Source organism: Nocardia sp. NPDC051900, assembly GCF_044452545.1.
Classification (GTDB): Bacteria; Actinomycetota; Actinomycetes; order Mycobacteriales; family Mycobacteriaceae; genus Nocardia; species Nocardia sichangensis.
Window position 1 is genome coordinate 53,636 of the sequence record NZ_JBITBU010000013.1, and the last position, 23,836, is coordinate 77,471.

The 23,836-nt window shown below is 69.2% G+C and carries 18 protein-coding genes; 7 read left to right on the forward strand and 11 right to left on the reverse strand.

What is annotated here, in order from left to right:
* The first annotated feature begins 390 nt into the window (after positions 1-390).
* Positions 391-1,455, forward strand: a complete 1,065-nt coding sequence (locus ACIA5H_RS22510) for a DUF4185 domain-containing protein (RefSeq protein WP_397077264.1) — start codon at positions 391-393, stop codon at positions 1,453-1,455.
* Here the strand turns inward: ACIA5H_RS22510 and ACIA5H_RS22515 are convergent.
* The 6 genes from ACIA5H_RS22515 to mftR form a co-directional block, all read right to left on the reverse strand.
* Positions 1,400-3,691 carry a SpoIIE family protein phosphatase gene (locus tag ACIA5H_RS22515; RefSeq protein ID WP_379251768.1) on the reverse strand — a complete coding sequence of 764 codons (2,292 nt, stop codon included), beginning with the start codon at positions 3,689-3,691 and terminating at the stop codon, positions 1,400-1,402. The genes ACIA5H_RS22510 and ACIA5H_RS22515 overlap by 56 nt on opposite strands.
* Positions 3,688-4,323: a SpoIIE family protein phosphatase gene (locus ACIA5H_RS22520; protein WP_379251767.1), complete on the reverse strand. Its 636-nt coding sequence runs from the start codon at positions 4,321-4,323 to the stop codon at positions 3,688-3,690. Before ACIA5H_RS22520 ends, ACIA5H_RS22515 begins: the two co-directional genes overlap by 4 nt.
* On the reverse strand, positions 4,316-4,729 hold the full coding sequence (locus ACIA5H_RS22525) for an ATP-binding protein (RefSeq protein ID WP_051020806.1): 414 nt from the start codon (positions 4,727-4,729) through the stop codon (positions 4,316-4,318). The genes ACIA5H_RS22520 and ACIA5H_RS22525 overlap by 8 nt, the downstream gene beginning before the upstream one ends.
* Positions 4,719-5,108, reverse strand: a complete 390-nt coding sequence (locus tag ACIA5H_RS22530) for an STAS domain-containing protein (protein WP_039798459.1) — start codon at positions 5,106-5,108, stop codon at positions 4,719-4,721. Before ACIA5H_RS22530 ends, ACIA5H_RS22525 begins: the two co-directional genes overlap by 11 nt.
* 13 nt (positions 5,109-5,121) lie before the next feature.
* On the reverse strand, positions 5,122-6,027 hold the full coding sequence (locus ACIA5H_RS22535) for an STAS domain-containing protein (RefSeq protein WP_039798458.1): 906 nt from the start codon (positions 6,025-6,027) through the stop codon (positions 5,122-5,124).
* Positions 6,028-6,165: 138 nt separating this feature from the next.
* Complete coding sequence (gene mftR / locus ACIA5H_RS22540; RefSeq protein WP_355077481.1) at positions 6,166-6,762, reverse strand: mycofactocin system transcriptional regulator; 597 nt, start codon at positions 6,760-6,762, stop codon at positions 6,166-6,168.
* 64 nt (positions 6,763-6,826) lie between these two features.
* Between mftR and mftE the strand changes: the two genes are divergently transcribed.
* Both mftE and mftD read left to right on the forward strand, forming a co-directional pair.
* Positions 6,827-7,528: a mycofactocin biosynthesis peptidyl-dipeptidase MftE gene (gene mftE / locus ACIA5H_RS22545; RefSeq protein ID WP_364428402.1), complete on the forward strand. Its 702-nt coding sequence runs from the start codon at positions 6,827-6,829 to the stop codon at positions 7,526-7,528.
* The gene (mftD, locus tag ACIA5H_RS22550; RefSeq protein ID WP_379251765.1) at positions 7,525-8,748 is read left to right on the forward strand and encodes a pre-mycofactocin synthase MftD; all 1,224 of its coding nucleotides are present in this window, start codon (positions 7,525-7,527) and stop codon (positions 8,746-8,748) included. Before mftE ends, mftD begins: the two co-directional genes overlap by 4 nt.
* A gap of 4 nt (positions 8,749-8,752) precedes the next feature.
* Here the strand turns inward: mftD and ACIA5H_RS22555 are convergent, their stop codons facing one another.
* Complete coding sequence (locus ACIA5H_RS22555; RefSeq protein WP_379251764.1) at positions 8,753-9,223, reverse strand: MarR family winged helix-turn-helix transcriptional regulator; 471 nt, start codon at positions 9,221-9,223, stop codon at positions 8,753-8,755.
* Positions 9,224-9,496: 273 nt separating this feature from the next.
* Here ACIA5H_RS22555 and ACIA5H_RS22560 point away from each other — a divergent pair, with 273 nt between their 5' ends.
* The 4 genes from ACIA5H_RS22560 to ACIA5H_RS22575 all read left to right on the forward strand — a co-directional run bounded on the left by ACIA5H_RS22560 (position 9,497) and on the right by ACIA5H_RS22575 (position 14,978).
* The gene (locus ACIA5H_RS22560; RefSeq protein WP_356962016.1) at positions 9,497-11,173 is read left to right on the forward strand and encodes a fumarate hydratase; all 1,677 of its coding nucleotides are present in this window, start codon (positions 9,497-9,499) and stop codon (positions 11,171-11,173) included.
* Positions 11,174-11,309: 136 nt separating this feature from the next.
* On the forward strand, positions 11,310-11,774 hold the full coding sequence (locus ACIA5H_RS22565) for a hypothetical protein (RefSeq protein WP_379251763.1): 465 nt from the start codon (positions 11,310-11,312) through the stop codon (positions 11,772-11,774).
* 731 nt (positions 11,775-12,505) lie between these two features.
* Positions 12,506-14,290: an ABC transporter ATP-binding protein gene (locus tag ACIA5H_RS22570; protein ID WP_397077265.1), complete on the forward strand. Its 1,785-nt coding sequence runs from the start codon at positions 12,506-12,508 to the stop codon at positions 14,288-14,290.
* Between the two features lie 268 nt (positions 14,291-14,558).
* The gene (locus ACIA5H_RS22575; protein WP_355077684.1) at positions 14,559-14,978 is read left to right on the forward strand and encodes a M15 family metallopeptidase; all 420 of its coding nucleotides are present in this window, start codon (positions 14,559-14,561) and stop codon (positions 14,976-14,978) included.
* 90 nt (positions 14,979-15,068) lie between these two features.
* Here the strand turns inward: ACIA5H_RS22575 and ACIA5H_RS22580 are convergent, their stop codons facing one another.
* The 4 genes from ACIA5H_RS22580 to ACIA5H_RS22595 all read right to left on the reverse strand — a co-directional run bounded on the left by ACIA5H_RS22580 (position 15,069) and on the right by ACIA5H_RS22595 (position 23,631).
* On the reverse strand, positions 15,069-19,259 hold the full coding sequence (locus ACIA5H_RS22580; RefSeq protein ID WP_397077266.1) for a TIGR02680 family protein: 4,191 nt from the start codon (positions 19,257-19,259) through the stop codon (positions 15,069-15,071).
* Positions 19,260-19,262: 3 nt separating this feature from the next.
* Positions 19,263-20,687 carry a TIGR02678 family protein gene (locus tag ACIA5H_RS22585; protein ID WP_397077267.1) on the reverse strand — a complete coding sequence of 475 codons (1,425 nt, stop codon included), beginning with the start codon at positions 20,685-20,687 and terminating at the stop codon, positions 19,263-19,265.
* Positions 20,687-22,336: a TIGR02677 family protein gene (locus tag ACIA5H_RS22590; RefSeq protein WP_397077334.1), complete on the reverse strand. Its 1,650-nt coding sequence runs from the start codon at positions 22,334-22,336 to the stop codon at positions 20,687-20,689. Before ACIA5H_RS22590 ends, ACIA5H_RS22585 begins: the two co-directional genes overlap by 1 nt.
* A gap of 155 nt (positions 22,337-22,491) precedes the next feature.
* On the reverse strand, positions 22,492-23,631 hold the full coding sequence (locus tag ACIA5H_RS22595; RefSeq protein ID WP_355077686.1) for an XRE family transcriptional regulator: 1,140 nt from the start codon (positions 23,629-23,631) through the stop codon (positions 22,492-22,494).
* Positions 23,632-23,836 lie beyond the last annotated feature (205 nt).

Genomic DNA, 23,836 nt, shown 5'->3' on the forward strand with positions numbered 1-23,836 from the left:
GAGGGTGTCGCACCGGCGCGGAATCGCACCGCGGCGACGGCACGCCCGCACGTCATCGGGGGTCCGCGGCCCGATGGAATCGACACCGTCGGGTCGTTCGGTCGGCACCAGCTGATCCCGCGTTCCCAGCCGTCGGCGAACACCGTGCACATCCGAAGCGGCACCCGAAAAGGATTCTCGGCCACTTATATCGCGCGGCCCATCACCGGAACGAGCTGCCGGAATACAAGCTGCACAGTCGGTTTCCGCATTCTCGCGTGCCCTCATCCGCCCGAATCAGCAACGTCGCAGCCATCGGCAGCCGATACTGGTGAACAGCCCGTGCACACTCGCGGTGATCCCTACGAGCCGATCCATCAGCGACGCTCCGAGAATCGACAGGATCCGGCGATGCCCAAGATCGCAAACCTGAACCCGCTGCCGATGGCCGACATCGGAGGCTCGGATCTGTTCATCCCCTTCCGCATGCCGAGCGGTGAGATCGGATACCTGCTCGGTGACACGTTCTCCGGCGCCGAACCCGCGGTGGGAGGGCCGAATTGGCGTTCCCCGATGCTGTTGCGCAGCGGCACCCACGACGTGTCCGCACCGATCGAATTCCGATCGGCGGCGCGGGATGCCCGGCAACTCTGGGACTACCCGCACGACAATCCCCAGTACTCCACGGTTCTGCCCTGCGACGCCATCACCATCGGCAGCCGGATCTATCTGTGGGTGATGGTCACCCAGGGATTGGCGAACGAGCGGTGGTGCGAGATCCGGTATTCCGACGACAACGGCGAGAGCTGGACCGATACCGCCGTGCGGTGGTCGACCAGCGCCTACGGCGGCAAACGCACGATGATCTCGTGGGAACGCGGTGGCGACGGCTACGTCTACGTCATCTCCACCGGCGGACTGGCCCGGAACAAGAACATGCTGCTGTGGCGGGTACGCGAGAGCCATGCCGCGCTCATCGACCCGGCGGCCTGGCAAGGATGGGGCTGGAACGGACAGGATTGGGGCTGGGGCCGGGATCCGGGCGGCGATCCGCGTTTCGGCATCCTGGCCGACGACACGAAACTAGGCGAGATCGGATTGCGGCGGATCCAAGGGAATTGGGTGATGTCGGGATTCGACGCCGGGGCCTACGGTGCCTTCGTCAAGGTGGCCAGGAGGATCACCGACAACTGGCGCACAGCCTGGACTTACCGCCCGGTGAAAGGATCTTTCTGGGCGCCGGGCGGTCCCGATATCGTGCCGCGCCTCTATGGTTGTTATGTCCACCCGGACAGCAGGTTCGACGGCGCGTTCTGCATGATCGTCAGCGAATGGGCGGAATCCGGTAACCCGTATCGGGGCATGCAATACCGGATCTACGGAGTTCGGCCCGCCGCTGCGCTCAGCGCAAGGCGAGTCCTCAGCCGGGAACGCGCCGGTTCGTCCCGCGCAACGGATTGGCCACCGGGAAGGTGATCGCGGGCAGCGTCACCGACATCCGCACGGTCGTCCCCGATTCCGAGTGGTCGATGTCGAGTTCCTCGGTCAGGGCGCGCATCATGTCGATACCGCGGCCGCGATACCCGGGATCGGATGCCCGTGGCTTCCAGCCGCCCGCGTCGGCGACCACGATGACGACGGTGTCGATGTCGCAGGTGGCCGACATCCGCACCCGGCCGGTGTCGTCGTTGCGGTAGGCGTGCTCGATGCTGTTGCTGCATGCCTCGTTGGCCGCCGCGACCAGATCGGCGGCCAAGTCGTGCGGCACCGCCGCGGCGGCCAGCCAGCCCTTCAGCGTGCGCCGCAGGGCCGCGAGCTCGTCCGCGCGCGCGGGCACGTCCAGCCGCAGCGGTGCGGGCGGCTGGCGGTAGACCACCATGGCGACGTCGTCGTCGTACCCCGCGGACGGCCGCAGGCGCGATAGCACCGCGTCGGCCACTTCGCGCGGCAGCCGTCCCGAGGTGTCGGCGAGGACCGCGGCGATCTTGGCGAACCCCTCGTCGATGTCGACGCCGCGCTGTTCGACCAAACCGTCGGTGAACAGCACCAGGGTCGAACCGGGTGTGAGCGCCGTGGTGGCCTCCGGCCTGCGCGGCGGATCGAAGGTCGCCAGCGGCACCGAGCGCCCGCCTTCCAGCAGCCTGCCGGTCCTGGCGACGTCGGCGAGGATCGGTGGCATGTGACCGGCGCTGCTGTAGCGGACCAGACCGCGCACCGGGTCCAGCACGGCGGCGCAGACGGTGGTGCACATGGCGCCGGGGATGCGCGCGGCGACGGTGTCGAGTTCGGCGAGCAGCTGCGCAGGTCCCGCGCCGCGCAGCAGCAGCGCACGGGCGGCGGTTCGCAACTGTCCCATCACGACCGCGGCGGACAAGCCACGACCAACGCAGTCGCCGACCACGACGCCGATGGTGCCGTCGCGCAGCGGCACCACGTCGTACCAGTCGCCGCCGATCTCCAGCGGCGGCAGCGCCGGCTCGTAGTGCACCGAGAAACGCGGCGGCAGATCGATCGGGCCGAGCATGGCGCGCTGGAGGGTCAGCGAGGTGGCGCGGGCCTGGTCGAAGTTGCGCGCCCGCTGCACGGCGAGACTGAGATGACCGATCAACAAGGAGAACAGCGTCCAGTCCGCGGCACTGATCGCCCGGGGTGCGGCGAAGCGCAACCACACCGCCGCGTCGCCGGTCTCGCCGAGCGGAGCGACGATGCCCTCGGAGCTCTCGGCTCCGTCCGGAATGGCCAGCAGGCTGCGTGGCGGCCTGCGTCTGGCCCGCTCCAGCAGGGCGCGCGACCCGTCGTCGAGGGACGCGGCGCCGTCGTGCGAAGTGCGGTCGGCGCCCGTGCCGGAGACGTACACCTCCGGCACGGCGTTGCGGCTTGGCCACACCGCCACCACCGCGGTTTCCGCGCCCACGGTACGGCGCAGCTCGTCGAGCCCGACGGCGAGCACTTCGACCACACTGGTGGCCGCGCCGACAGCCGTGGCGAGCCGGGACGCGGCCTGGTCGCGCGCCTGCGCGTCGTGTTCGGCGGTGATGTCACGGAGCGTGCCGACGAAGATCCGCTCGTTGTCCTCCGGCTTGATCAGGGCGCTGGTGCTCACCGCGAGCCATACATTGCGCCCGTCGCGGTGCCGGATCGGGATGACGAAGCGCTGTGCCTCGGTACCGAGGTCGGGATAGCGCGGACCGTCCGGGCTCGACCACGGATGCGGCAGCGGATAGGGGATGCCCGCGGCGCCGTAGCCGGTCAAGGCGCCGAAGGCGGTGTTGACCTCGATGATGGTGCCCTGCGCGTCGGCGACGAAGAAGCCGTCCTGCAGCGATTCCACCAGCGCCGTGCGGAACGCGTCGCGTCCGGCCAGATCGTCGGCGCGGGTGCGCTGCTGCTCGTAGCGGCGGGTGCCGTCCAGATAGCCGCGGGTCGCGATGTCCAGCGGAACCAGGGTCTGCAACAGGAATTCCAGCGCGGTTTCCGGTAGGCGTGCCGCGAGTTCGCGGCCCTCGGCGGCCGCGTCCTTCTGTCGCTGTTCCTCCGCTTCCTGGACCACGCGGAAGTGGTTCTCCGTGAGGTCGAGCAGGCTGATGCCTTCGACCAGGGCCCGCCTGCCCAGCTCGTAGCCCTCGGCGAGACCGGCCTGGGTCGGCGAATCCATGTGCCGCCGTAGCGCATCGCCATAGTCGTCCAGGAAGTCGGCCAGCAGGGCGCTCATTTGGCCGTCCCTCCCGCACCGCGGTGCCGCGCCGCGAGCACCAGCGCGTCGTCGGTGTCTTTGGCGTGCCGGGCGAGCATGTCGGCGGTGATGTCGGCGGTGGACTTGGAAAGGTCGATGGTCGAGGCGGATTCGGTGACGATACCGTCGGTGGACATCAACAGCAGGTCACCGGGACGGACCGCGACCGACTGCGGCTGGAGGTTGGCCGGAAGGCGATAGCCGACGATGCCCGCGGTCAGCAGGACGGTGGCGTGCACCTTCGGGCTGCCCGCCGGACCCGCGGTGAGCACCTGCGATTCGACATTGCCGACGCCGAGCCAGCGCACCGTGTCGCCCTCGTCGAACAGGGCCAGCGAGATCGCCGCCCCCCGGGTGTCGGCCATCGCCCGATGGCACAACACCATCAGCACGTCCAGCGGTTCGGCGCGGTTCTCCGACAGCACCCGCGCGGCGCGATCGGCCGCGTCCGCCGCGGCGGCGCCGTGCCCGAGCCCGTCGAGGACCGCGAAGAGGACGGTGCCGCCACCGGCGTCGAGGACGACACCGCGGTCACCGGAGACCTGTTGACCCGGCAGTGCGCGTCCGGCCACCGCCCACTCGATCCGGCCGATGAACCCGTCCTCATGCACCGTTCGGTACCCACTTCCACATCTCCACCAGCGTGCCGCGACCCGGCGCGGAATCCACGGTCAGCCGGTCCATCAACCGCCGGGCGCCGGGCAGACCGAGCCCGAGCCCGCGTCCGGTGGAGTAGCCGTCCTCCAATGCTCTGGCGATGTCGATGATGCCGGGCCCCTGGTCCTCGGCCTGCACCACCAGGGCCTGACGGCCCTCCCGGTCGTCGACGAGCAGACGGATCTCGCCGCTGCCCGCGTAACTGGTGATGTTGCGGGCGATCTCGGAGATCGCCGTGGAGATCATCGTGCGGTCGGTGAGGGTGAATCCGAGTTTCGCTGCCAGTTCGCGTCCGGCTTGACGTGCGGTCACGATGTCTCCGGACACCCTGACCGCGATCACCACGTTCTCAGCGGCCACTGTCACGACCGTCTCGCTGGCGACGGGCTGGGATCTTGCGGTCCAACCAGGCGAGTCCCTCTTCCAGATCGAGGGCGGTGTGCATGTCCTCGAAGGTGAGACCGAGCTGCACCATGGCGAACGCGACTTCCGGTTGCAGACCGACGATCACCGTTTCGGCGCCGCGCAGCTGCGTCATGTGCGCGATGGTACGCAACGATCTCGCGGCGAACGAATCCATCACGTCGATCGCGGTGACATCGACGATGATGCCGTGTGCCCGGTATTTGCTGACCTGTTTCATCAGGTCGTCCTGCAGGCGCTCGGTATCGGCGTCCGTCAGCGCCGACTGCACCGACGCGATGAGATACGTCCCTTGTTTGAGAATCGGAACCGGCATGTGGCGCGCCCGATCAGCGGCCGTCGCGTTCGGTGACCCGTTCGGTCACGCGGGAAACCTCGTAGCCCAGCAGACGTTCCGCTTCTTCGATACCGCCCTGCAGGTCGCCGACCGCGTTCATCTTCGACAGATCCAGGCCGATGGTGACCAGGGTGAGCGCGATCTCCGAGGACAACCCGGTGATGATCACGTTCGCGCCCATCAGGCCGGACGCGTCGACGGTCTGCACCAGATGGTTGGCCACGGTGGAGTCGATCTGGGGGACACCGGTGATGTCGATGACGACGACCTTCGCGCGGTTGGCCCGGATGGCGCGCAGCAACTGCTCGGTGAGCTGGCGGGCGCGCTGACTGTCCAGCACGCCGATGATGGGCAGGATCAACAGCTGTTCGCGCACCTGCAGCACCGGCGTGGACAGCTCGCGAATGGCTTCCTGCTGCTGCCGGATGACGCGCTCGCGCTCCTGGACGAAGGACACGGTCACGGTGTTGGCGATGCGGTTGGCGGCCGGTTCGTAGGCGTCGAGCACCTTGTTGAGGAGTTCGAAGTCCGACTGGTACTTCTCGAAAAGGCTGCGTGCGAGCACGTCGCGCAGCAGAAGCACGATGCCGATGACCTCGTCGGTCTCGACGCCTCTCGGGATGATGCGTTCGGACAGGTCCCGCGCGTACGCCTGCAGCGCTTCGACGCTACCGGTCTCGAGCACGTCGACGTAGCCGTCGTAGATCGAGGTCGCCTCGGAGAAGATCTCCTCCGGGGTCATGGCGGTGAGCAGTTGGGCGTCGGCGATGCGGCGGGCCCACTCTTCACGCAGCGCGGTGCGGTTCTGGCGCAGGTGCTCGACGAGTTGCGGGAGCAATTGATCGATCGGTCCCGCGGTCAGGGAATCCGCCGAAAGGCTCATGGACACCTCGGACATGGACTCCTGCCCCTTTCGACGGTTCAGTCGGGATCTCTGTGCATTCGGCGCGTGCCGATTCCGAGCCTAGTCATACCCCACCCGAGTCGCCGACGAAACCTGCCGGTTGTTCGCCTGATGTTCGAGTGCGGGAGTGCCTCACGGCACCGTAGCGAATCCGCGTTCCAGCGCTGCGAGCGCCTCGTCCAAATACACCGTGAGGTCCGCGTCCGCGCGGGTCAGCCAGGCGTCGAACGCGGCGCGCGCCGCCGCCAGCGTGGTCCGGCCGACGGCGAGCGGGATGAGCCCGTCCTCCGGTTCGCCGAGCCGGCCCGCAGCGAACGCGCTCACGGCGCGCTCCCAGGCGTCGTAGTGCGCGCCCGCGGTGGCGGCCAGCGCGGGGATGTTCGCGACCAACTGCATCCGGGTGCGCAGTTCCGGAACGTCCTCGGCGCGATATTTGTTGGCTTCGACCACGACTCGGCGCACCGCGGTCATCATCGGAACGTCGTCAGGCACCGTCGCGAACGCGGCGCGCAGTGCGGCGACCTCATCATCGAACTGCGACCAGAGCACCTCCGCCTTGGTGGGGAAGTACCGGAAGAAAGTGCGTCCGCTGATGCCGGCGGCGACGGCGATCTGCTCGACGGTGGTCTCGTCGAAGCCCTGTTCGCTGAACAGTCGCATCGCGATCAGTTCGAGTTCGCGTTTGGTGGTGCCGCGTGGGCGGCCGCGCCTGGCCCGGTTCTCCAGCATTGTTCGATTGTGCTCGGCCGCCACGGCCCTTGATTTTGTCAGTGACTGACGATAATCTCGCCGCATGTTGGCGGATCTCACCTGGCCCGAGGCGGGCGTGCGCGCCACCGCGGGTGCGATCCTTGCCGTCGCGGTCGGCGCGACCGAGCAACACGGCCCGCATCTGCCGCTGTCCACCGACACCGACATCGCCGCGGCATTGTGCGCCCGGCTGGCCGCGGCGCGCGCGGACGTGCTCGCCGCACCGGCGATCCCGTACGGCGCCAGCGGCGAGCACGCGGGCTTTCCCGGCACGCTGTCGATCGGGCAGGCGGCGCTGGAACTGCTGGTGGTCGAGCTGTGCCGCTCGGCGACCGAAGCCTTCGAGCGGATCCTGCTGGTCAACTGGCACGGCGGCAACATCGAACCGCTGCGCCGGGCCGAGGATCTGCTGCGCGCCGAATCGCGTGACGTGCGCGTGTACCTGCCGCGCTTCGACGGCGACCCGCACGCGGGCCGGTCGGAGACGGCGCTGCAACTGGCCCTCGCGCCCGAGCGAGTGCACGCCGACCGCGCCGCGGCCGGGGACACCCGCCCGCTGGCCGAACTGCTGCCGCTGCTGCGTAGCGGCGGAGTGCGCGCGGTCAGCGCCAACGGCGTGCTCGGCGACCCGGCGGGCGCGACCGCCGCCGAGGGCGCGGCACTGCTCGATCACCTGAGCACCGACCTGCTCGACCGAACCCGGCACTGGTGGCCGGAGAACTCCCCGGAAAGGACCGCAACATGAACCCGTGGTTCGAGACCGTCGCCGAAGCGCAGCGGCGGGCGAAGAAGCGCCTGCCGAAATCGGTGTACGGCGCGTTGATCGCAGGCTCCGAGCGCGGCCAGACCATCGAGGACAATCAGCGGGCGTTCACCGAACTGGGTTTCGCGCCGCACGTGGCCGGGCCGATCGGCGCGCGCGACCAGTCCACGACCGTACTGGGACAACAGCTTTCGATGCCGGTGCTGATCTCGCCGACCGGTGTGCAGGCGGTGCATCCCGACGGTGAGGTCGCCGTCGCCAGGGCGGCCGCGGCGCGCGGCATCGCCATGGGCCTGAGTTCGTTCGCCAGCAAGCCGATCGAAGAAGTGATCGCGGCCAACCCGACGACCTTCTTCCAGTTGTACTGGTGTGGCGGCAAGGACGAGATCCTGCAGCGGATGGACCGGGCCAAGCGGGCCGGCGCGGTCGGGTTGATCCTGACGCTGGACTGGTCGTTCTCGCACGGGCGGGACTGGGGCAGCCCGGTCATCCCGGAGAAGCTGGACCTGCGCACGATGCTGAAGTTCGCGCCGCAGACCCTGGCGCGTCCCCGGTGGCTGGCGACCTATGCGCGGTCGGGCAGCATTCCGGATCTCACCGCGCCCAACATGGCCATCGGCGACGCGCCCGCGCCGGGTTTCTTCGGCGCCTACGGCGAATGGATGGGCACGCCCGCGCCGGACTGGGCCGATGTGCGCTGGGTCTGCGAGCAGTGGGAAGGCCCGGTGCTGCTCAAGGGCGTCATGCGGGTGGACGACGCGCTGCGTGCGGTCGACGCGGGTGTGGCGGCGATCTCGGTGTCCAACCACGGCGGCAACAATCTCGACGGCACCCCCGCCGCGATCCGCGCGCTGCCGGTGCTGGCGGACGCGGTGGGCTCGCAGATCGAGGTGCTGCTCGACGGCGGCATCCGGCGCGGCAGCGACGTGGTGAAGGCCGTCGCGCTGGGTGCGCGGGCGGTCATGATCGGGCGCGCCTATCTCTGGGGCCTGGCCGCGAACGGGCAGGCCGGCGTGGAGAACGTGCTGGACATCCTGCGCGGCGGCATCGATTCGGCGCTGCTGGGTCTGCGCAAGACGAGCGTCGGCGATCTGGACCGCTCGGACGTGGTGGTGCCCGCCGGGTTCGAGCGAGCGCTCGGGCTGCCCGAAAACCGCTCCGCGGCAAGCGGTCCGGCGGACCACGCGGCCACGCCCGCCTGAGCGGTCAGCTCTCGGCCGCCGCCCGCCGGTGGTGCGCGAGCAAGGTGTCGTAGATGTCTGCCAGGGCGGCGAGCTGCTGGCGATCGAGGATGTCGATCATGTGCCTGCGCACGCTCTGCACGTGCGCGGGCGCGGCGTCGGTGAGCACATCGGCGCCGAACGGGGTGAGCTTGGCGGCGGTGCGGCGGGCGTCGTCGGGGATCGGCTCACGGACGACCAGCTCCCGTTTCTCCATGCGGGTGATCTGGTGGGAGAGCCTGCTCTGCGACCACTCGAGCTTGGCCGCCAGATCGGCGAAGGTGAGCCGGTGGTCCGGTGACTCGGCCAGATAGGCCAGCACCGAGTATTCGACGTAGGTGAGGTTGGACTCCTTGGTGGAATCCCGCCCGACCGCCGCGGCGATGAGGTCGCGGGTGCGCACGAAACCCAGCCAGGCGCGCATCTCGACGTCATCGAGCCATTGGGGATCGGTCACGACAGCGCTCCAAACTCCGATTTGTCCCAAGATCGTTCCGTGTCGCGATGTGCGGCGCGGAACGGTCCGCGCGCGGCCGGACTCGGCCGCCCGAACGCTTTCTCAGAGATGAGAGGTAGCATCACCGGGGTTGAACGTGCAACCTTTGCTGGCCAACTGTCCGAGATAGGGTTGCCTAACCAGCAGGGCGTGCGCGGCGGTGACTAGGCTCGCTGTGCTCGTGACCAGCCCGGCCGTTCGCGGTGTTCGGGCCCGTTCGAAGGAGTGCGACTGGTGACCGCGCCGGAGTTCCGTTATTCAGACCTGCTGCCCATCGGCGCGGACGATACCCCCTACCGGTTGCTCACGACGGAGGGCGTCAGCACGTTCGAGCACAACGGGCGCACCTTCTTGCAGGTCGCCCCGGAGGCGCTGCGGCTGCTCACCGAAACGGCGATGCACGACATCAGTCACTTCCTGCGTCCGGCGCATCTGGGCCAGTTGCGCAAGATCATCGACGACCCCGAGTCCAGCGGCAACGACCGCTTCGTCGCGCTGGATCTGCTCAAGAACGTCAACATCTCCGCGGGCGGCGTCCTGCCGATGTGCCAGGACACCGGCACCGCGATCGTGATGGGCAAGAAGTCCGAGGGCGTGCTGACCGGCGCCGACGATGCGGAATGGATCAGCAGGGGCGTGTTCGACGCCTACACCAAGTTGAATCTGCGGTACTCGCAGCTGGCGCCGATCACCATGTGGGAGGAGAAGAACACCGGTTCGAACCTGCCCGCGCAGATCGAGCTGTACTCCACCGCGGGCGATCCGGCGAACCCCGCCTACAAGTTCCTGTTCATGGCCAAGGGCGGCGGGTCGGCGAACAAGTCGTTCCTGTACCAGGAGACCAAAGCCGTCCTGAACCCCGCGCGGATGCTGGAGTTCCTCGACGAGAAGATCCGCTCGCTCGGCACCGCGGCTTGCCCGCCGTACCACCTCGCTGTCGTGATCGGCGGCACCAGCGCCGAGTTCGCTTTGAAGACGGCGAAATACGCCTCCGCGCACTACCTCGACAACCTGCCCACCGAGGGCTCGCTGTCGGCGCACGCCTTCCGTGATCTGGAACTGGAGGAAGAGGTCTTCAAGCTGACCCAGTCCTTCGGTATCGGCGCCCAGTTCGGCGGCAAGTACTTCTGCCACGACGTGCGGGTCGTGCGTTTGCCCCGGCACGGCGCCAGCTGCCCGGTCGCCATCGCGGTGTCCTGCTCGGCCGACCGGCAGGCGCTGGCCAAGATCACCGCCGAGGGTGTGTTCCTGGAGCAGCTCGAGCGCGAGCCCGCGCAGTACCTGCCCGAGCAGACCGACGCGATCCTCGGTGGCGACGTGGTGCGCGTGGACCTGAACCGGCCGATGGACGAGATCCGTGCCGAATTGTCCAAATATCCGGTGAAGACCAGGCTTTCGCTGACCGGCCCGCTGGTCGTCGCCCGGGACATCGCGCACGCCAAGATCAAGGAGCGGCTCGACGCGGGCGAGCCGATGCCGGACTATCTGCGCGACATGGCCGTCTACTACGCGGGCCCGGCCAAGACGCCGGAGGGTTACGCGTCCGGCTCGTTCGGCCCGACCACCGCGGGCCGGATGGACTCCTACGTCGACCAGTTCCAGGCGGCGGGCGGCTCGTTCGTCATGCTCGCCAAGGGCAACCGTTCCGCGCAGGTCACCAAGGCGTGCAAGGAACACGGCGGCTTCTATCTCGGTTCGATCGGCGGGCCCGCGGCGCGGCTGGCGCTGGACTGCATCAAGTCGGTCGAGGTGCTCGAATACCCCGAACTGGGCATGGAAGCCGTCTGGAAGATCGAGGTCGAGGACTTCCCGGCGTTCATCGTCGTCGACGACAAGGGCAACGACTTCTTCGCCGAAACGCAGAAGCCGATCGCGCTGCGCGTGCGCACCCGCTCCAAAGAGCGCGTCTGAGCCGTCGTCCGGGCCTGCCGGGCAGGCCCGGACACGACGATGTCACCCCGATCACCGGGGCGGTGGTGCGGTCGCAGCGGGCACGCTTAGCGAAGAACTTCGTCGATTTCCGCACCGATGCAGGTCGAGGAGAGCTATGAGCACGTCCAGGCCAGTACCGACGGCGTTGTGTATCACCGAGTCGGCCGCCTCCCGGTTGGCCGATCGCGCTGCCCGTGAGGGAACCAGCTGTACCACACTGCTCGATCGGCTGATCCACGAAGGCGTCGACCAGCTCGACCACCCCGGAATCGTCTTCCGCGGCCCGCTGCACGACCGGCGCGCCGCGTTGACGGCCGGTCCGGAGGTTTGGGAAGTCGTTGCGCGCCTGCGCGAATTGGACGGACCGCTGGAACGCCGGATCGCCGTGCTCAGCGCCAAATCGGACCTGCACGCGAGCAAGATCAGGCTGGCGCTCGCGTATGCCCGCGCGCACGGCGGTGCGATCCTGGAGCGGATCGCGCGCAACAGGGAAGCGGCGGAGTCGATTCGCCGGGCAGGTGTGCGGATGACCGCGCCGCCGTCGCGTCCGAGCGCGCTGGGCGGCCCGCCGGGAATGTGACCGGTCCGTATCGTCTGATGCGGCCGATCTTCACATGACTGGGGAGGGAATGTGAAATTCCCGACATCTGTGGATGATTCACCCGATTCACGGGCGGCTGGCGGCGCGAGCCACGGCCGCCCGCGGTGTGTCTACGACTCGAAATGGTTCGCCGCGCCCGGATCGCGGGGATTCGCGGAATATGTCCGTACTGATGCCCGAGTCCGGGTATGCCTGACATACTGGCCGAAAGGGACACATCGCCTCGCGAAAGTTTCTCGCGGAGGCTCGATCTCATCCCTCCGGTTGTCTGCGACAGGGCACAAATCACCCAAAATTCGCTTATCGGCGGCCAATTCGCGATTGGTAGCGGGTTGACTACAGTAGTGATCCACAACACATCCACAGATTGTGGACATCACTCGTTCCAGGATCGGCGAAATGTTTGCCGCAAGAGGACAATTGGCCGCATAACGGACATAGCAGATGAGCATTATCCCAAGTTGTGGAGTTTTCTGTGGAATTCGCTGACTGTTGTCCACACCTGCAGTGCGCTGCATGTGGAGTAGTGCGCCAGTTGGATGCCCCGGCTGAAGTCGATCTTGTGTCTCGCAACACGCCGAGGCGGAAGCGGATGATTTGTCCGCCCACGCACCGTTCGAAGCCGGAATGAACTTGTTCGCCTACCCTGAACCGTACGACTATGGCAGTGGATCGATATCTGCTTCATCGGTCGGACACAGGGGGGTGAAGTGTCGGAATTGCGGCGCGAGGACCGAGTTCGGTACCGCGATCTGGCCGCTCTACTGCGGCGGCACGCAAGGGAAGTCAGTGCCGGTGCCCTGTTGCTGCTGGCGGGTACCGGCGCGGGCCTCGTGCAGCCTTGGGTGACCATGCGGATCATCGACGCGGTAGCCGGTCGGCACGCGGTAGCCGGGCTCGTGGCATCGCTCGTCGTGGTGTTCGTCGCACAGGCGCTGTTCGAGACCTGCGGCGACTTTCTCGTGTCGCGCACCAGCGAACGAGTGGTATTCGATCTGCGTGCGCGTGTCGTCGAGCGCTTGCTGCGGGTGCGAATGCCGGTACTGGACCGCATGCGGATCGGGGATCTGACATCCAGACTGGGCGCCGATACCTCGGCGATGCGCGAGCACGCGGTGACGAGCGTGGTGCAGTTGGGAATATCGGTGGTCTCGGCGATCACGGCGTTGGCGGCCATGGTCTGGCTCAGTCCGTTCATGACCGTGGTGACCCTGGTCACCATCGCCACGGCAGGATTGCTGGTGGCGGCTGCTCTGGCGGGGATCAGGACCGCCTCGGAGAGCGCGCAGACCGGTGTGGGAGAACTCGCCGCCGACACCGAACGAGCCCTGAGTTCACTGCGAACGGTGCGCGCGAGTTCCGCTGCGGACCGGGAAGCGGCTCGCCTCACCGCGAAGGCGGCCGAGGCGTTGCACAGCGGTGTCCGCGCCGCGCGCATGGAGGCGATCATCCGCCCGGCGAGTTCGGCGGCGGTCAACGGGTCGTTTCTCGCTCTGCTGCTGATCGGTGGTATTCGCGTGGCGGGCGACCGGATGGAAGTCGGTGAACTGGTCGGGTTCTTGCTGTACGCCACATTTCTGGCCACACCGCTCGCCGGCGCCATCTCGCTGCTGGGATCGATACAGAAAGGGATGGGTGCGTTCCAGCGCGTCGCCGAAGCGCTTCGGGTCGACATCGAAGACGACACCGGTACCGAGGGTCCCGCCACGCTGACCGGTCTCGGGAAGGGGCAGGCGGTGGTGCACGATGGGCGGCGCAGACCGGCCACGGTAGAACTCCGCACGCTCACCTTTTCCTATGAGCCGTCACGCCGAGCGCTCGACGAAGTGTCTTTCACGGTGCCGGGTGGCGAACAAGTCGCGTTGGTCGGTCGATCCGGCAGTGGTAAAAGCACGGTGTTGTCCCTGATCGAGCGTTTCTATGAGCCCGATGGCGGCGTGATCCTCCTCGATGGTCACGACGTGTCTCGCCTCCATCTGCCTCCCTATCGGCGTCGCATCGCCTTCGTGGAGCAAGGCGCTCCGATCCTGCACGGTTCGGTGCGGGAGAACCTCACCTACGCCCATCCGCACGCCACCCAGCGGCAGGTCGAGCGCGCGGTCGAGCTCGCCGGTTTCGAGGATGTCCTCGCCCGGCTCGACGGCGGCATGGACGCGCAGGCCGGCGAGCACGGACAGTCCCTGTCGGGCGGCGAGCGGCAGCGTTTGGCGATCGCACGCGCGTTGCTGACCGAGCCCGACCTGCTTCTGCTGGACGAACCGACGTCGAACCTGGACCCGATCAGCGAGGCGGCTGTCTTGCGGACGTTGCGCGAACTGCGCGGACGTTGCACCGTTCTCGTGGCCGCCCATCGGTATTCGACGATTCGGGACGTGGACAGTGTCGTGGTGCTCGACGGCGGACGTGTGGAAGCGATCGGAACCCATGACGAGCTGATGGCGTCGAGCGAGTACTACCGCGAGCTCGCGAAGGACACGATCCCCGCATCCGCGTGAAGCCTCCGCACCGCCCGGGCTGCCGAGCCGGCTCCGGTGCGGCGGCGACCTGCCTCCTGCCGTGCGCCGGTCACCGCGAAAGTCCTGCCCCGGTAGCGCGGGAGCGCGTTGCGATCGGGGCATATCCGGCATAGGTGATCGCAAGCGATAGCATCGGCGCATGGTGTTCGGGAATGCTGGGCGGAGTCGGGTGGCGGCGGGACTATCGGTGGCAGTGCTTCCGGCGCTGGTCGCGGTCGGTTTTTCGGCGGGGGAGGCGCAGGCCGACATGGCAGTCGCCATCGAGCAGCGCGAGTCGGTGGGTTCGGCGACGGGAACCGAAGGGCTCGATCCCAAGCTGGCGCTGGCCTACACGTTGGCCGAACGCGAGGCGCACGCGCAGGGGGTGCCGCTGTCCATCACGTCCGGGTACCGGACGCCCGCCGAGCAGCAGGCGCTGTGGGAGGACGGTGTGGCGACCTACGGGCCGGACAACGCGCGCCGCTGGGTCCTGCCGCCGGAGGAGTCCACCCACGTGTCCGGAGACGCCATCGATGTCGGTCCGCAACAGGGCGCGCGGTGGCTCGAGACGAACGGCTACCGATGGGGGCTCTGCCGCTCGTTCGAGAACGAGTACTGGCATTTCGAGCTGCAGACCGCGCCGGGCACACCGTGCCCGCCCATGCTCCCCGACGCCAGCGTGCGGTGATCGGGTCGGTTCGGCAGAATACGGCCACTTCGAAGGCGGCCCGCTGCGACCTCCCGGACCGAGCCGTCGATCAACCCGGCCCGGAGGCGATCAGCTCACCGGCGTGAGTTCCAGCCCGCCCTCGATCGTGGTGGGAAGCCTGCGCCGGTCGGGGGAGCCGAGCGCGGCGGTGAGATCCGTTCCGTCGTGTTCGGCGAGCAGGTCGCCGCTGTCCCACACCAGCAGTGTCGCGCTGACGGTGTTCTCGGCCGCCGAGTGCGCCAAGTCGTAGTGCGCGCACGCCGGGACATGCGGATAGGTGATCCACAGGTCGTAGCCGGTCATGAACAGATCGAGATCGAATTGCACACTCAGTCCGAGCAATTCGCTGCGGCCGTTGTCGTCGACGCCCGCGAACGCCTCGTCCAGGGCCAGTAGGCGCGGGGCCTGCGGGTCGGCGGAATCGAGCATGACGTGCGCCGCGGCGAACAGCGGCAGGTGCAGCGACACCGACTGCTCGCCGCCGGACAGCGCGCTGTGCCTGGCCACGGTGAGCTTGTCCTCGCTGCCGTCGGCGGAGATCAAAGTGAACGAGAACACCCGCCAGGTGCGATAGTCCAGGGTCGCGGCCAGGATCTCGGGGTAGGAGCGTTCCGGGTGCGCCGCCCGCGCCGCCCTGATCTCGGAGGCGAAGTGCGCCCGGATCGCCGCGAGATCCTCCGCCGTCAGCGCCGACGCGTCCCGGTCGAGCAGCTTGCACATCGCCCGCGCCGCGTCGGACAGGCTGTCGGCCAGCACCCAGTGCACGCCGATGGTGTTGCCCGAGGACATCCGCCGCTGCTTCATCTCCGCGCCCATCCTGGCGATGAGATCGCGCGCGTCGCTGGTGCGTTCGTGGATCTGCTGGGCCAGGCCGGTCAACAGGGCATCCTCCAGGATGCGGCGCTCGGCGTCGGTCAGCAGCAGTTCCTGATCCCGCCGGGCGGCGTCGACACGGGCGGCGAAGTCGGCCAGCGCGGAAACCCCGTGTTCGTCGTGCACCTGGACGACGGTGAGGCCGTCGGCGGCGTCCCATTGCAACCGGTAATCGCGGCCCGAGCCGGCCAACGCCGCGTCGAACTCCTGCAACGCCCCGGTCACCGCCGTGCGCGTGGACTTGCGCGTCGCCTCGCTCGCGCGCACCGCCGCCGTGGCCGCCGAGAGGCTGTCGAACAGCGCGGCGACTTCGTCCGGCAGCACCCGCGGTGACGCCTCCGGCCCCGCCGTCGCGATCCGGTACAGCAGTTGCTCGGGCGTCGACCACGCGGCGTCGCTGCCGGGCCAGCGTCCGTCGGCGGGGGCGCCGAGCAGCGTGAGCAGATCCGGCTGAGCGTACGGCGCGAGGGCTTTCACCTCCGCCAGCACCTCGGTCAGCGCGGTGGCCAGCGACTCGTGCGCGGTACGGTACGCGGCTTCGGCGTCGCCGACCGCCTCGATGGCCTGGTTTGCGGCCTTGCGCGCGGCCTTCTGCTCGACCTTGGTCGCCTCGATCCGCTGCCGGGCCTGCTCCAATTCGCGGTCGATGTCGGCCGCGCCTGCGCCGAGGGCATCGCGCAGGGTCTCGAGCTTGCGCAATTGCTCCTGGTATCCGGTGCGCGCGGCCTCGGCCTCTTCCGCGAACGCCTCGGCCAGGTCGGTGGCTTCGGTCAAGCGGTCGTCGGCTTCGCGTTCGCGCTCTCGTTCCCGCTCGTGGTCGCCGCGCAACCGCAGCAATCCCGTGCCGGTGTTCTCGAAGTGCCGGATGGCGGCGGCGAGGGCGTCGATCTCGCGCGCCGTGCGCGGTGTGCGGTGTGCGGTGGCGGCGGCGCGTAGTTTCTTCTCCGCGGCGGACACGTCCGCGACCGCCTGGTCGAGTTCGCGCTCGGCGTGGGCGGCGGCCTCCGCACGCGACCGCAGCACGCCCGCGGCCTCTGACACCGCGCGCAGCGCCGTGGTCACCGCGGTCGGACGCGGAAGCGCCTTGGCGGCGGCGGAGATTCGCGCGAGTTCGGCGGTGGCGGCGGCCTCCCGCTGTCCGGCGGCGCTCCGGTCCGCCTCGGCGGCCGCCACCGCCGCGGTCAACTCGGCCGAGCGGAGCTCGCGGCGTCTGGCTCGCGCGGTGGCGCCGATGAATTCCGCGTCGGTCTTGCGGTGGCGGCCGATCTGCACGCCTTGCCGGAACGCGCCGTTCGCTCCGATCGTCACCGCGCCGCTCGGCTCGCCCGCGTCCTCGTGCAGGGCGATGGAAGCGAGCACATCGGCCACGACCTGCCGCGGCACCGCCAGCGTGTCCGAATCGTCTTCCACGATAAGCACGTCGGCGAGCGTGCGACCGGCCGGGCGGTCCGATGCGGGCAGCGGCAGCAGGAACTGATCGGATTCGTAGTCCGGCGGCAGCTCGCCTTCCGGGCACACCCAGGCGTCCAGCAGATTCGCCGCGTGCAGCGCGGCCTCGATGCCCGCCGCGGCCTCGGGCGGCACGTCGTCGGCGAAGCGCACCAGCCGCCACAGCGCGGCGCCGGACCGGTCACCGGTCCGGCCGGAGCGGCCCGCGAATACCGGTGGCGCGTCGTCGCGCCGGGCCGCGACCCGCTCGAGTTCGGCGGTCAGCTCCTCGACGCGGGCCGTGGCCGAGGCCACCTGGGCGCGTGCCTCTTGGCGGCGGGTGCGGGTCTCCTCGAGCAGGGATTCCGTGCGATCGGACAGCACTTCGGCCACGGTGGGCGCATCCGAACCGGCCTCGGCCAGCGCCGAGTTCAGCGCTTCCAACAGGCCGGTGCGCACCGGGGTGTAGACCGCGCGGTGCTCGTCCCACCAGGTCCGCAACGCGGCCGCGGCCTCGGAGCGGGTCAAGGCGACCGTCGCTTCGGCGTGCGCGACCTCCGCCGCGGCGGCATCACGCAGTTCCCGCGCGCGCTCGGCCAGCCGCTCGGCCCTGGTGCGTTCGGCGGCAGCGGTGTCCACCGCGCCCACCGCCTTGCGCACCGCGCGCACATCGACGTCGCGCTCCTCGGCGTGCCCGCGCACCGCCGCGGTGAGCTGCTCGGCCCGCGTCGACTCCGGCAGCGGCGTCCATGCGATCCCCGCCTCCTCGGCGGCGGCGCGCAGGTCGTCCTCGCCGCGGGCGAGCGCGGCGGCGGCGGTGCGCACCGCGGTGCGTGCGCGCTCGGCCTCCTGGGTCCGCTGGTCCAGGGTCTGGCGGGACTTGAGCGCCTTGTCGGCGTGCACGCCCGCCGAGGTCTCCAGGCGACGCACCGCGTCGGCCAGGTCGTCGAGCTGCTGTTTGCCCTCGTAGGCGCTGGAACGCTGGAGATTCTCCCGGTCGGCGATTGCCTGCTCGTAGGCGCGGTCGGCGTCCTCGGCCCGAGCCTCGGCCGTGGCACGCTCGGTCTCCCTGCGCTCGCGCAGCGCGGTGGCGGCGAACAGCGCGGTGCTCGCGTGGGTCACCGCGTCGAGCCGCGCCCGCACCTGGTCGACATCCGTCTTCGCTTGAACCGCGAGGTATTTGCGATACACCTCGACGAAAGCCCTGGTCGCCGTGTCGGCGTGCACCAAACCCTCCAGGGTCCGGCCGACCTCCTCCATATCGCTGAACGAGCGAGCGGCGTCCAGGATCAGTTGCTCGTCGAGCGGGCGCAGGCCGTCGGTGAGCGCCTGCGACAAACCGCGCGGGTCGAGGTTCTTGGCCAGCTGCGGGCGGCGCAGCGTGAGGATCAGATTGATCAGCTGGTCGTAGCGCTGCGTCCCGAGGCCGAACATGCGAGCGTCGATCGCGTTGCGATAGTCCACCGGCCGGTCGACGATCGAGTCGGTGCCGATCTGCTCGGCCAGCTGCTTGCGGGTGAACGGCCGATCGTCCGCGCCGATCAGGGAGAAGTCGATCCCGACCCGGCCCTCGGCGACGAAATACCAGCGGGTCACCTTGTCCGAGGAACGGGTGGCGCGCATGCCGATGCCGACGGTGACCGCCTCGGGGTCTTCCCAGCGACCGCGCGCGAACTCCATCCAGACATAGGAGTACGCCGAGTCCTGCTTGCGGTAGAGCAGGTTCGACTTCATCGTGCGTTCCTCGCCCGCGAACGGGTTCAGCCTGCGCGGCTCGATCCGTCCGTCCAGAACGAAGGGGAACAGCACCTCCAGCGCTTTGGTCTTGCCCGACCCGTTCGGCCCGCGCAGGACCAATCTGCCGTCCGCGAAACAGAACTCCTGGTCGCGGTAGTCCCACAGGTTGACGATCCCGGCGCGGGTGGGGGTGAACCGCACTCCGCCGTGAATGAGCGACATTCGTCAGTTCCCTTCCGTCCCGGTGCCGCCGGGCCCGTAGGTGTCGGCCGCGGTGACGAACAGCTCCGCGGCCCGCTTGGTGCGGACCGTGACGACCGCGCCACGGTAGCGGGCCAGTGCGGGCAGCACGAGCAGTCCGTCCTCGACCATCCGGATCAGCCGCAGCCGTTCCAGCAGCGCCACCACCTCGGTGGTGAGGCGAGGAACGTCGGCCTGCCATTGCGCGGCGAACGTCGTGCCGTAGCGATCGGCCAGCGCCTGCACCGTCTCATACAGCCAGGCCCGGTCGATCAGCGGATAGCCTGCTGCGACAGACCGGTCTGTCTGCTCCGCTGCATCCGTCGCCGAATCCGGTTCGGCGGCGGACGAATCCGGCGAACGCGGCTCCGCGAGCGGCGCGAACAGCGTGGATTCGGGAATGGCTTCATCGAGCTGGTCGGCCAGTGCCGCATCCGTGTCCGGGCCGGCGTGGCGCCGCGGCAGCGGGTGATCGATGTCCAGCACGCGGTCGGCGATCTCACCGGCCAGCAGCAAGGCGACCTGCGCGAGCGTCCCGGTCCCCGGAAAGCGGACGTCCGACAGCCGCCCCGAGGTGTCGATCAGCGCCACGCCCTCCGCGCGGCGTTCGGCGCGCAGCCCGGTGAACAGTTCGACCTCCGCGACGATCCGCTCCTGGGCGAGAACAGGACGCTCTTCGGGTGCGAGATCCTCTGCGTACACCACCGGATGCTCCACCAGCGCCCTGCGTACCCGGCGGGCGATCTCGGCGGTGGTTGTCGCGTGCGCGGAAACACCGCCGACCATGGGCTCTTCGGTGAGCAACCCGCGCACGCCGTGCAGATGTTGCAGGGCCCGCGGCGGCCGGAACAGCGCGAAGACCACCGGCCGGTCGATGTCGTAGAGCGCCTCACCGGCCTCCGGATCGCTGGCCCAGCCGCCCGCGTCACCGTCGGCCAGGCCCAGCGCGCCGCGCACGGTCAGCCAGCCCACCGCGTCGACGAACGCGTCGCGGTCGGCGGCCCGGTCGGTGGCGAGTTCCAGTCCCTCCACCCGGTGCGCGTAGGCGGCGACCTGATCGGCCAGCTCCGACAGCGTGATCTGGTCCCCGGCGCGCCCCAGCGCGGCCAGCGCGAGAGCCAGGTAGGCGTAGCGGCGGCGGTCGAAGACGCGCTCGGCGGCGGTACGCGCGGGTCTGCCCGCGTCCAGGCGGTCGACGACCGGGAAGACCCGCGCGGTGGTCTCGGTGACTTCCAGCCGGTACCCGAACAATTCGGCGAGGTCCTCGCGCAGCTCGGTGGCCCAGCGCCGGATCAGCGGCAGCGCGATCCGGTCCGGATAGGCGCGGGTCACCAGGTGGTTGGCCAGGACGACTCGGGCGGCGCGTTGGTAGTTGTCCAGCGCGAGCGCATCGATGGTGCGTGCGTGCATCAGCTGTGCTCCCCGCCCGGACGGGGCCGGCTTCCGGTGGTCTGCTCGATCTTCAGTGTCCGGTTGTTCAACCGCAGCAGTCCCCGGGTGGTGCGCACGACGGTCGGACCGTCGTGCTCGGACACCGTCAGGGTGACGCCGCTGTCGGAGCCGGTGGTGCCCGCCACCCGGCCGCGCACCGGAACCCACGCGGTGGACGCGGCGTCCAGCAGCCGCAGCAGCACCTCGGTCTCCCGGTCGTCCAGCACTCGTTCGTGCACGTCGCCGGAAGCCAGCGACCTGGCGGCCTCCGCGCGGGCCCGCTGCGCGTCCAACTGCGCCTCGCGCAGACGCCGGATACCCGCGTCGTTGCGGTGGATACGGGCGGGCGCACCCGCGGAGGGCGGGCGTCCGGTCTCGGCGAGCGTGCGCGAGATCTCCAACGGCGGTGCGTCCCACCAAGATCGAATCGCCGGAATCACGTCGGCGTCCGGGTGCTCCATCGCCAGGTGCCGCGGCTTGCCCAGCCCGAACACCGCGTCGAACAGCGCGTGGGCGCTGTCCACGGTCGGCGCCGCGGTGAACCAGCCGGCCAGATGCCGCAGCGCCGACTCCCGGCTGACCCCGCCGCGCCGCGTCTCGGTGACCCGCCGCAGCAGCGACAGCACTGCGGCGATCGCGCTCATGGTGGCCTCACGCAACCGCTCGGCCTCCGTCGTCCCCGCCTGTTCACCGCCGGACGCGACGAACCAGGTCCGCAGTCCGTCCCACCTGGCCTGCCAATCCGACCGGCGTTCCTCGACACTCAGCAGCACCCGCTCGTCGCAGCGCGCCGCCCGGCCGATCAGGTCGTCGACGCCGGTCTCCTCGATCTCGGCGATCGCGGCCGCCAGCCGCGGGGTGAACCGGGCCAGGTCGAGGCTGAACTCCCGCATGTGCGCCAGCAGGGCGTCCTTGTGCGCGAGAAACGATTCCGGGGTGATCTCGGTGGTGCGAACCAGGTCGCCGAGCCCCAGATAGAAGTGCGCGGCGCGGGCGGCCAGGTCGGATAACGCGATGTCGAGACGGCGCAGCGTGCGGTAGACGCGTTCGGCGTCACCCGCCCGGTTGGCCTCGGCCAGGGTGTGCAGATCGGCCAGCAGTTCCGGCAGCACCAAGCGCGACAACGAAGCTTCGTCGAGGCGGGCGCTGAGCACACCGGCGACTGCCTGGTAGGCCTGGAAACCAGCCTGGGAGAACTGGTACACGTAGTGCCGATTACGATATTCGGCCAGCGTCGCGGCGCGGGTTCCGTCGTAACTGCGCTCCAGCATGCCCCACTGGTGCAACTGGTCTAGCAACGGGCCGATCTCGGCCGCGGTCAGCGGGGGCGCCGCGGGTCGGCCGGGTGTCTCCGGGGACCGGTCCGGCGCACCGGTTTCCGGCTCGCCCCCGGGTGGATCCGACGGACGCGTGCGCGCTTGCGCCGGATCCACGCCGGCATTCGTGACCGGTTGGTTCGCAGTGACCGGATCGGGCGTGTGCAGCGTGTTCCCGTTGCGGTCGATCCACTCCGCGACGTCGTCCGCGTGCAGCAGCACCACGTATGCTGCCCGCGCGCCGTCGAACGCGCGCAGCACCCGGAGGTAATCGGCGCGCCGCTCGGCGGTGGCGAAAGAGAACAGCCGCAGCCGGTCGTCCCAGTGGGCGTCGGCCCAGCCGTCATCGGAGTCGGTCACCGGGAACAGGGTAGTAGCGGGCCGATCGCCACCCGCACGACGTTCTGGTGTTCGGCGTGGCCGCGTCCGGTTCGGCACCGTTCGCCGCGGCCGCGGCGCAGGTCGGCTCACTCGACGGACAGCGAACGCAACTGGTCCAGATAAGCGCGGGTGCGCGGATCGCCGGGGAACCGCTCGATGATCTCGCGCGCGACTTCCCCCGCGATCCACATCAGCGAGGGCAACGACCGCCTGCTGCCCGCGAACGCACGCATGCCCTCGGCCACCGCGAGTTCCAGGTCACGGTCGCGGACCGCGACCACGGCCAAAGTCAGGTGCGCCTCGGAGACCCGCATCGGATTGCGCACGCTGCCGTCCGGGCGGGTGGCGTTGCGGATCACTTCCCGCGCGTAGGTTTCGGCGAGCCGATCCTCGCCCGCGACCCGGCAGCAGTCCATCGCGTAGAAGTCGAACTTGTTCGCATCGATGACGAAATGGTTGTCCAGATTGGCCGGATGATCGAGTCGCTCCAAGATAGCTCGGCCTTCGTCGAGCGCCGCCTCCACCTCGCGCGGGTTGCCCAGCCTGGCCCAGGCTTTGGCGCGCTGGGCGGCGAGCTGGACACCGACGCGCAGGTGCTGGCTTACTTCCAGCGTCGGCTGCACGGTCTCGATGACGCCGCGGTAGTTGCCCTGGGTCAGCGCGAACCACGCGGTCATTTCCGCTGCCCATGCCGCGATCTCGATGTTCTCCGCCTCCTGCGCCAGCGACTGCGCGGCGCGGCGGGTCGCCTCCGCGGCGGTACGCCGGCCGAGGTCGTAGTCGACGCAGCCGACCAGCAACGCCACCCATCCGGCGAGAACGAGGATTTCGCGGTGCTGCGCCAGGGTCAGGCGACCGTCCAGCAACGAGGTGATCCTGCGCAGCCACGCGGTGCCGTCGGCGTGCAGGTCGTGCGGGTCGGCGTAGGAGTATTCGCAGCACAGGCGTTCTGCGGTGATGCGGACGGCCTCCAGTGTCACGGAGGACACATCGGACATACGGAGTCGTCCGATGAACTCGAGGGTGTCCATGCCGGTGGCCGAGAGCAATTCGTCGTCCCGGTTCGGTCTGGCCTTGGGAAAGAACGCCGCGGTCACCGTGTCGAAGGTGGCGGCGATGATCGGCGCGTAGAAGTCGTCGGGGCGTGATTCGCCCGATTCCCAACGGCGCCAGTTGCGTAGGAGAGTACTGTCGGTCGGCAGGTTGTGCGAAGACTTTCCACGCATCACGCGAACAGCGTCGGCTTGCGACCACCCCCTCGCGTCACGCTCGGAACGCATTCGGACTGCCCAGACGGGTCGATCGTCGGTAGCGGCCACGTCTGTAGTATCGCACCAGTTAACGTTTGGTGGCCTTAAGAGGGCAGGCAGATGTCCGTGTGTTGACAGCTACTTTCGCGCCGCCGCGTTGTGCATGCTGAACATGGCGCCA